General features: G+C 36.1%; 10 protein-coding genes, 1 pseudogene and 1 riboswitch. Of the genes and pseudogenes, 5 read left to right on the top strand and 6 right to left on the bottom strand.

Translation table 11 applies throughout. From position 1 onward, the window contains the following. Positions 1-814, bottom strand: an 814-nt coding sequence (gene metK, locus AC1DJR_RS09020; protein ID WP_477002430.1) for a methionine adenosyltransferase, incomplete at its 3' end; no start/stop codon positions are given. A 169-nt stretch (positions 815-983) separates the two neighbouring features. Continuing rightward, positions 984-1,105: riboswitch (SAM riboswitch) on the bottom strand. 228 nt (positions 1,106-1,333) lie between these two features. Between metK and pckA the strand changes: the two genes are divergently transcribed. Next, positions 1,334-2,920 carry a phosphoenolpyruvate carboxykinase (ATP) gene (gene pckA, locus AC1DJR_RS09025; RefSeq protein WP_477002431.1) on the top strand — a complete coding sequence of 529 codons (1,587 nt, stop codon included), beginning with the start codon at positions 1,334-1,336 and terminating at the stop codon, positions 2,918-2,920. Positions 2,921-3,196: 276 nt separating this feature from the next. Next, positions 3,197-3,394 (top strand): hypothetical protein, encoded by a 198-nt coding sequence (locus AC1DJR_RS09030; RefSeq protein WP_002089120.1) that lies wholly within the window; start codon positions 3,197-3,199, stop codon positions 3,392-3,394. 462 nt (positions 3,395-3,856) lie between these two features. On the opposite strand, the gene AC1DJR_RS09035 is transcribed toward AC1DJR_RS09030, so the two are convergent. Next, entirely contained in the window at positions 3,857-4,240 is a 384-nt protein-coding gene (locus tag AC1DJR_RS09035) for an ATP synthase subunit I (protein WP_002089121.1), read from the bottom strand. A 289-nt stretch (positions 4,241-4,529) separates the two neighbouring features. Between AC1DJR_RS09035 and AC1DJR_RS09040 the strand changes: the two genes are divergently transcribed. Continuing rightward, positions 4,530-4,751 carry a hypothetical protein gene (locus AC1DJR_RS09040; RefSeq protein ID WP_002123250.1) on the top strand — a complete coding sequence of 74 codons (222 nt, stop codon included), beginning with the start codon at positions 4,530-4,532 and terminating at the stop codon, positions 4,749-4,751. A 28-nt stretch (positions 4,752-4,779) separates the two neighbouring features. Here the strand turns inward: AC1DJR_RS09040 and AC1DJR_RS09045 are convergent, their stop codons facing one another. Together AC1DJR_RS09045 and AC1DJR_RS09050 are read right to left on the bottom strand one after the other, a co-directional pair. Beyond that, positions 4,780-5,685, bottom strand: coding sequence for a DMT family transporter (locus tag AC1DJR_RS09045; protein WP_477002432.1), 906 nt, complete (start codon positions 5,683-5,685; stop codon positions 4,780-4,782). Between the two features lie 113 nt (positions 5,686-5,798). Then, a complete protein-coding gene (locus AC1DJR_RS09050; protein ID WP_002089124.1) occupies positions 5,799-6,122 on the bottom strand; it encodes an iron-sulfur cluster biosynthesis family protein in 324 nt (107 codons plus the stop codon). A 455-nt stretch (positions 6,123-6,577) separates the two neighbouring features. Here AC1DJR_RS09050 and AC1DJR_RS09055 point away from each other — a divergent pair. Next, a pseudogene (locus AC1DJR_RS09055) lies at positions 6,578-6,771 on the top strand (Nif3-like dinuclear metal center hexameric protein); the annotation flags it as partial. Between the two features lie 138 nt (positions 6,772-6,909). After that, entirely contained in the window at positions 6,910-7,935 is a 1,026-nt protein-coding gene (locus AC1DJR_RS09060) for a collagen-like protein (protein WP_477002433.1), read from the top strand. Between the two features lie 233 nt (positions 7,936-8,168). Here AC1DJR_RS09060 and AC1DJR_RS09065 read toward each other — a convergent pair whose 3' ends face one another. Continuing rightward, positions 8,169-9,386 (bottom strand): ATP-binding protein, encoded by a 1,218-nt coding sequence (locus AC1DJR_RS09065; protein ID WP_477002434.1) that lies wholly within the window; start codon positions 9,384-9,386, stop codon positions 8,169-8,171. A 25-nt stretch (positions 9,387-9,411) separates the two neighbouring features. Further along, the coding region (locus AC1DJR_RS09070; protein WP_477002435.1) for an ATP-binding protein at positions 9,412-9,904 on the bottom strand (493 nt) is incomplete at its 5' end.

The following is a 9,904-nucleotide window of genomic DNA, read 5'->3' on the forward strand; positions in this document are numbered from 1 at the left end:
GGCGAGCGTATCCACCGTAAGTATCAACGATGATTTTACGTCCTGTTAAACCAGCATCACCTTGTGGTCCACCAATTACGAAGCGGCCAGTTGGGTTAATGAAGAATTTCGTTTCTACATCCATTAATTCTGCTGGAACTACAGCTTTAATTACGTGCTCTTTTAAATCGCGATCGATTTCTTCCCACGTAACATCTGGATGATGTTGTGTAGAAATTACAATTGTATCCACACGTACAGGTTTACCATTTTCATCATACTCAACTGTAACTTGCGTTTTTCCATCCGGACGTAAGTATGATAATGTGTCATCTTTACGTACTTCAGTTAAACGACGAGCTAATTTGTGAGCAAGCGAGATTGGAAGTGGCATTAATTCTTGTGTTTCATTACATGCGAAGCCAAACATTAAACCTTGGTCTCCCGCACCAATTGCCTCAATCTCAGCGTCAGTCATTTGACCTTCGCGTGCTTCTAGTGCTTGGTCAACACCCATAGCGATGTCAGCAGATTGCTCATCGATAGATGTTAAAACTGCACAAGTTTCTGCATCGAATCCGTATTTTGCGCGTGTGTAACCAATGCCTTGAATTGTTTCACGAACGATTTTTGGAATATCTACGTAAGTAGAAGTCGTAATTTCCCCCGCTACCAATACTAAACCAGTTGTTACAGTTGTTTCACAAGCTACACGTGCATTTGCGTCCTTTGCTAAGATCGCATCTAAAATTGAATCAGAAATTTGGTCACAAATTTTATCTGGATGTCCTTCAGTTACAGACTCAGATGTGAACAGATGACGTTTTTTTGTCATGTGGTAAACCTCCCTACAGTAATTGTATATATTGTACGGAACTCATCCTTAATTTGCCACAAACTGCGACATACATTTATTCTCCCACACAAGCATACAGAAAAACCTTTCCTACTTAACATAGAGGAAAGGTTTAATTTGCTACTTGCATACTGCTTTTTGCCCTTTGCTCTTATCGTTCGAGACCGTTAGCCTCGCACAGGTTTTAGCACCTATTCACCTGTATTTACCACTACAAGTGAGGTTGCTGGGCTTCATCGGGCCTGTCCCTCCGCCAGCTCGGGATAAGAGAGTATCCGTCCCAACCTATACTAAAGAAATGATATTCATTTGTCAATTAATATTCACATTTTCCTGAAAGTTTTTCTCAATACCCATAGAATGAAATATTAATAGGGAAATGATACATTCACACAAACAAAAATAAATAAATAGTATACATTATTTATATAATTGTGTTATACTATTGATGGGGATTACGAGAAATATTTCATTAAATGAAAAGGATGGTATATAAATATGAGTACTGTGAATGTCCAAATTGGTTTACATGAATTATTGAACGGAAGCAATGCACAGATTCAATTAAGTGTTCCGCAATTAGTGGAAAAAGTATTAATGCGAAACGAAGGGAAATTAACTTCTACTGGTGCCGTTTCTGCTTCAACAGGAAAATACACAGGACGTTCTCCTAARGATAAATTTATTGTGAAGGAAGCATCGGTTGCTGACAAAATTGCTTGGGGAGCCGTGAACCAACCGATCTCTGAAGAACATTTTAATAAATTATATATAAAAGTTTTAGAATACTTAAAAGAAAAAGAAGAGTTATTCATCTTCAAAGGATTTGCTGGCGCTGATCGCAACTATCGCCTACCAATTCAAGTTGTTAACGAATATGCATGGCATAATTTGTTCGTACATCAATTRTTTATTCGTCCAAATGAAGAAGAATTAGCAAMTCACGAATCAGAGTTCACAATTGTTTCTGCACCAAACTTCAAAGCAGATCCAGCAATTGACGGTACAAATTCTGAAGCATTCATTATGGTTTCATTCGAAAAACGTATCGTACTAATCGGTGGTACAGAATACGCTGGAGAAATGAAAAAATCAATCTTCTCTATTATGAACTTCTTACTACCTGAACAAGACATTCTTTCTATGCACTGCTCTTCAAACGTAGGCGAAGAAGGCGACGTAGCACTATTCTTCGGTTTATCTGGAACAGGCAAAACAACATTATCTGCTGATCCAAACCGTAAATTAATCGGTGACGATGAGCACGGTTGGTCTGATAACGGCGTATTCAATATTGAAGGCGGTTGCTATGCAAAATGTGTAAACCTTTCTCATGAGAAAGAACCACAAATCTTCGATGCAATCAAATTTGGTTCAGTTTTAGAAAACGTTGTCATTGATGGTCAAACACGCATCGCTGACTATAACGATACTACTTTAACAGAAAATACACGTGCTGCATACCCTATGCATGCGATTGACAATATCGTACTGCCAAGTGTTGCAGGACATCCAAATACAATTATTTTCTTAACTGCTGATGCATCTGGCGTATTGCCTCCAATCAGTAAGTTATCAAAAGAGCAAGCTATGTACCATTTCTTAAGCGGTTACACTAGTAAGCTAGCAGGAACAGAGCGCGGTGTTACATCTCCGCAAGCTACATTCTCTACTTGCTTCGGTTCACCGTTCTTACCACTTGATGCATCTCGTTATGCTGAAATGCTTGGTGAAAAAATCGAGAAACATGATGCGAAAGTATTCTTAGTAAACACTGGCTGGACTGGTGGCGAATACGGTGTTGGTAAACGTATGAACTTAGGTTACACTCGTGCAATGATTCAAGCAGCACTAAGCGGTGAACTTGCTAAAGCTGAAACTGCAAAACACGACATCTTTGGCCTTGAAGTACCTCGTCATGTTCCAGGTGTACCTGATGAAGTATTAATGCCTGAACAAACTTGGGCTGATAAAGATGCTTACAAAGCGAAAGCAATTGAGCTTGCAAACGAATTTAAAGAAAACTTCAAAAAATTCGATAGCGTTTCTGAAGCTATTATTAACTTAGGCGGTCCAATCGCTTAATAACCCTTTTACTCATATGAATAAGTGTCGTGTAACCGTAAAGTTCCGCGTACTCACCGACAAAACCCAATGCGGCTTAACGGTTACACACACTTACATAAAAAAGAAGCTTACGTTAAAAACGTAAGCTTCTTTCTATATCTTATATAAAGTGAAACTTTAATCTCTCCATCTATTGCATACCACTACCCATAAATTTACATAAAATTCATTTTATAATCATTCGTTTGTAGTTTCCTATGATATAATTTACATATAAAGGAAAGGGTGAGGCCCATGAAAAATTTTTCTCGTACAGGAAAAATTTTATTCAGTTATGGAGCGATTCAAATGTTTTGGGGACTTGTAATGCTTAACGTTAATTTATTTGAGCATACAAGTGAAACGATAAAATACATTATTCTAATTACCGGAATAGTTTGTTGTATTGTATCCAACTTTTTTAAAGAACCTAAGAGTCATACTACTAAGTGATTTCATATTAACTTATTGGAAGCGGAAACCTATATTTTATACAAAGTTACGCTTCCTGTTGTACTATCCATCGCCGGATCCCTTATTCCAGAGTAAGCCAATTTTCAATTTAAATAACCAGATTTTCATATATACAAATTACGGCTTCGAACATATAAATTATATTCCTGCTCACTACCTTGCTCTGGTTTCACACCGCATGGGGCTAAAAAAGGCTCTGACCGCTTCTATCCACCGCCGGATCCTCTATTCCATCTAAAAAAGTTCCAAACCTAATTTTCAATTGATATACTCGGATTTTCACACATACAAATCAAGGCTTTGAAAATATAAAGAGATCTCTCGCTCACTTGCTCCTTCTAGTTTCACACCGCATGTGGCTAAAAAAGGCCCTAACCGCTTCTATCCACCGCTGGATCCTCTATTCCATCTAAAAAGAGGCTTTTCATCTTTTTATCTTTTTCAGCCCTTCGTTAATTCTTCCTCATCCTTCATACTATAATACCCTAAATTAATAACGATTAAGAAATAACCACCCAGAATACCTACTGCAAATGCCCACATTACCATATGATGCTCAATTTCGTACATAATAATAGCACCCAAAATTGCAGCTGCAAAGCGATTAAACATACCAAGCGTCGGCGCTTTCGTCTTCTTTACTATACTATCTCCAAGCTTTTCGATACGCCTTCCTAAAATCCAAACACAATACATGCTTACAATAAGTCCAATTCCTGCACCTAGAAAATGTGCTGAAAACGGTGTTAACATCCAGCCTAATAACAGAATACCTAGTAGATAATACGATTGAATTTTAAACGACCTTAATGACATACTAATCATATTGTACTCCCCTTCAATAGTTTTTATCTATCCAACAAAAGCTATATAACTCATTTCTTTCGAGTCTATGCTACTTAAAATTCATTTCACTCAAATTTAAAAAACATAAACAGTATGTTTATGTTTTTTAAATGCTTTTAGGAAATAATATTATACAAGATTTCTAATATAGAATCCCTCATAAATGTGACGTTTTTCAAAACATTTTCGTCCAATTATGAAAAAATTGATATCAATCTATGAACATACGGATATGATGTAATAAGCACATAAATAAAGGGGGCGTCTAATGATTTATTTTTTAATGGCTCTCATTCATCTCATTGTTCCTGCACTTATTGGACTTTCATTATATTGGTACACGAAAAAACATAGTATTTTCTATGCTGTCCTCGGTGTTCTTCTTCCAGGTATTATTCTTATTACACTCTTCCGTATTCCATTTTTAAACTTAATTCCACTTATTACTGCTATCTTGTTTCTCATCTTCTTACCAAAAATAAAAAAATAGGAAAGCAGATCATAGATGATCTGTTTTCCTATTTTGATATAGGTTCTTGCACGATAGAATTAGCTTCTACTTTCTCTGATTTCACAAACCATAGACCGAAGAAAATGATAATTCCACCGATAATTTGTTGTAACGATACATATTCATTTGCCCATACTGCAGCAAATAAGACAGCAACGAGCGGCGTAATATACATATATACCATCGTATGTGATGCTCCAATTTTTTGAACACCAATATACCACATCACTAAACCGAATACAGTCACGAAGAAAATAGAATACAGCAAGGCAAACCATGTCATCCCGTGTGTAATGTGAAATGGCATGACAAATACATGTGGACCACTTAACAATAAGAGCGGAACCGCTCCAACTAATGTCGACCATGCAGTAACACGTAATGCTGAGTATTTTTTAATAAGCGGCCCTGCTAACACGGGATAAAGTCCCCAACATATTGATGTAATCAGTCCAATCCCATTTCCGTAGAAAGAACCAGCGAGTGAATGCCCCGCTACTAAAACTAATGTAGCACCAACAAAGGCAATCATGGAACCAACTAACTTTCGAGAAGAAAATTTTTCTTGTTTCAAGAAAATCGAAAATAAAGTTGTAAAAATAGGTGAAATAGAAATGAGTAAAGAGGCATTTGTAGCAGATGTATATTGTACCGTTTCCATAAATAGCGTTTGATACAGTACAATACCTACCGCGCTAACAATGATTAATCTTGGTATATCTTTTCGCTCCATATAAAGTGACTTTTCGATAAAGAACGTAAGTAATAATAATAGTGGTGCTGCTGCCATCATTCGAACTGCAGTAAACTCAATCGCTGTAAATTCTAAAAGTCCATATTTCGCAATCGTATAGTTAATCCCCCAAATAATAACGACACTTAAAATTAATAACTCAATTCCCCATCTTTTCATGCGCAACCCCCTCCGCAAAGAGAATTATACAGAAAATTCAACCATATGTACATTTCATTATGTGAAAAAATCCATAAGAAAAAGGAGCATATTATATACTCCTTCTCTCTTCATTATACTCGAACATGTAACTTCATATTCGGATTATAAAACTGGCTTGGGCTCTTCAGCTGGAAAGTCCCTCCAACTTCATGCCAATCAACTGTTAATTTATCATCCATAAATACAAGCTTTGTGCGATCTGCAATAAAGTTTAGTACGCTTGATTCGATATCTACATCGCGCTCATCTTTCTCTGAAACGGCTACTAAATCAATAATCCCGCTCATAACACAACCGCAACCTTCATTATCATAAAATAACTTTATATATTTCGTTTCACTTGGAATCGTATCCATAATCTTTTTATATGCTGCCTCTGTTACAGTAACGTACATGTGTTAACCTACATCCTCTCTTCTCGTATCATTTATATATTGTACCACCATTTTTCTTGAATCTTATATGCAGAAAATTAAGACTACTATAAAATATATGTGATAAAGTGAAACTTTAATTAGGGGGGTATCCATCCCCCTCTGATTATTAGCCCTCGCCAATCAGGCTTTTACGAGCAGTTAATACGTGATAAAGGAAGTTGTATCACTGATATTCAAACTACAACGATATCTCATTTTCTTAGGTCTATTAGGTAGCTTTTTTATTTCTAGCGGAATGGTATTACAACATATGCTTCCCTATTCTCCTTCTATTCGCTGGATTCTAGGTTTTATTTGTTTCCTATCCGCTTCTTATTTTGCCATGAAAAATAAAAAGAACTAACAAAGTAAGAATTATCTTAAGGAGGATTACYAAACATGCCAGCCTTAAAAGCAATAGAACAATCACTTAATCATTTATTACAGGAGAAATCCATTGCCATATCGACAATGATTATGGTAGGCATAAATACTCACTCATTATGGATTATGCGAAAGAAACAAATATGTCACTCATCGGTGTGTCACACTCTGCCTCTGAATATTTAGTGAAAAAGACATTGATGTAGATGTTACTTTGATTCCGCAGGAGACCTGGTGGTTATAAAACTAATAACACCTCCCCTATTTTTAAAATCTATATACACAATACGATCGACCACACAAAAATATAGAATCTACAATATATATATAGTAGTTCTACTTTTAAAACTAGATTTTCAAAAATATAGAAAGGAGATAATATATGTACCAACGCAATTGCTTTAGTTGTGACGGTAGACGCAACAGCGGTTCTATCGGCGCTACTGGACCCACTGGTGCTACTGGACCTACTGGCAATGCCGGGGCCGGTTTGCAAAGTACTACCGCTTTTAGTCTAGCAGCCGCTCCTAACTATAAAAAGGGACAAGTTGTCACTTACACGAGTAGCGGCTATGTTGTAAAAAAAGATGCACCTCAAGGATTTCCGAATGTGTCTCAAGATTATATCGTATTGGTAGAAGGTGGTCCTACTGGTCCTACTGGTTCTACCGGAACTACTGGAGTCACTGGTTCTACCGGAGCTACCGGAACTGCTGGAGTCACTGGTTCTACCGGTTCTACCGGAACTACTGGTGCCACTGGAGTCACTGGAGTCACTGGAGTCACTGGTTCTACCGGTTCTACCGGAACTACTGGAGTCACTGGTTCTACCGGTTCTACCGGAACTACTGGTTCTACTGGAGCAACCGGAATTACTGGAGTCACTGGTTCTACCGGAGCTACCGGTACTACTGGAACTGCTGGTAGTTCATCAGCGAAAAGTATTGTTTTTCAAGGGACGAATGCTGGGTTTCAACGTATAGCAGGTTCTCCAGGAATTGATTCTAACGTTATTCCGTATGTAACTGCTGGAGCTGGAAATATAGTTGGTTTTGCTACCTCTATAAATATTAATAACTTACCCGCTGCTGTTTATACGATTGATATTTGCAGGAATGTCCCAATAAACCTCTCTGCCCCTACCTCTAGTTACATCCTATCTACTATTACTTTAACTACTACAGATAAAATTACGGGAACTATGACATTTTCAATTAAACCTACGGATATTGGCTCTAGACAACCTCAAGTGTATAACCCTACTCCAGCACCTGGACCTGCCACTGTAACTTGGACTAGTATTACAACCGGAAACCTGTTTTCGAGGGGGGATGCGATATCTCTTTATATTACCCCCGGGATTACGGCAAGTGCTGTATATTCTATTTTTCTAATCACTGATATATAGCCCACACTTACAAATCGTTCATTTCACAAAAACCTCGCTACCGAGGCAAAAAAATTACAAATAAATGAAAATAAATAACAGACAAATTCATTATATACTCTCGCTTTAAAACACCCATATTTTAGATTGTAAATTTGTACAATTTGTCAATGTTGTAAACATCCCCTCTACAATGAAAAGGGGAAATCACTCTCAAGAAAGTGATTTCCCCTTTTTAAAATATCCCACTATAATTAAATCGGCAACATAATCTCAACAGTCGTTCCAACTCCAACTTCACTTTCAAAGTTCAATTTACCGTGGTGATCTTTAATAATTTTTTCCGTAACTACTAATCCTAAGCCTGTTCCAGTTTCTTTCGTTGTGTAAAAAGCTTCATTTAGCTTCGGAATTTTATCTTTCGGAATGCCGCATCCCTCATCTATAATTTGAACAATGATCACATCTTCCACTATAACTTTTACAGTAATAGTTCCGCCAACTGACATTGCTTCAATCGCATTTTTTATTAAATTAAAAAATACTTGTTTCAATCGTTTYTCMTCRCATGTAATTGRWGGTATATCTTTACTATAAATAGCATGYATTTTYAYCCCTTGTTCTAAWGCTGGCTTTTCCATAACCCTGATAACATAAGAGATGATTTCTTTAATATTATGTGTTTCGGATTCTACCGATTTAGATTTCTCAAACCCATTTAGTTCTGTAGCAATTGTATGAATTCGCTCTACTTCCTGTCTCATAATTTCACTATAAATTTTATCTTCTGGATATTTTTTCGCTTGCTTATTCACAAGTTTTTTCAATTTTTCTAACGGTCTTCTAATCTTATCGCCAATTACTGTCGCCATTTTTCCAACCATTGCTAATTTCTCTACATTTCGTATTTCTTTATCCATCATTTCAAGTGTACGAACGTAAGATTGGAATCTTAAAAATATAATCCAACATATAATAACAAACACGCTATATAATGCTATTGGGATAAGAACAATAAAGGATTGAACAACGAATCCCATAAGTGCATATTTTCCAACAATAGTTCCGGCAACTAACCAAAAGTACCTCTTATTCACAAATATCGGTGCAAATAAAATAAAGAATCCTTCTACTATATTCCCGCCATCAAATTCCGCATCACTTCCGTAATAAATAATGAAGTTATTAATAAAATCCAATATATTATAGCCAATTAAAATAATATACTTCACAATATACGGCTTTTTCCATTTCATAAAATAAAGTCCTATAAAGAATAATCCAACTATCAAACTATATAGCCATAAACCTAATCCTTCTCCAAAAGCATCTGCTAGTTTTTGATTTTTATCTGATAAAAGGACAATAACTTTTTCAGCAAAATCATACGCAAAAAATATAACGAAGAATAAGCTTAAAAATATTATTAATGCCTTTATCTCTTCTTTTTCAAATATATTGCCTTTTTCCATATGATAACTCCTTTAACAACACCTCTTAATCTTGTGTCACATTGCGCTCACATTTTTTCGGGAGCAGTATTTCYACTCTCGTTCCTTTCTTTACTTCACTAGAAATRTGTAATTCTCCAAGATGMTCTKTMAYAATTCGCTCTGCTACCGTAAGACCTAATCCAATTCTATCTTGCTTCGTTGTATAAAAAGCATCCTTAACTCGTCCTAAATTATCCTTTTTTATCCCAAAACCACTGTCTACTATACTTACTATTACATAATCTCTTTTTTTATTTTCAACTTGTATTTTTAATGTTCCGCCATGTTCCATTGCCTCTAAAGCATTTTTAATAACATACAAAAATACTCCTTTTAATTTGCGTTTATCACATTCAATTTCACTTCTATTTTGCTCTTCATTAAAGGTGCAATTTATATTTAACTCGTTCATTTTTCCGCGCATGTTTTCTACCGCTTGTACTAAAACATCACTTACAATGTGTTTTTCATAAACAGAAGGTTTACATGTAGCAACC

This window comes from Bacillus sp. 05T31 (assembly GCF_056396725.1).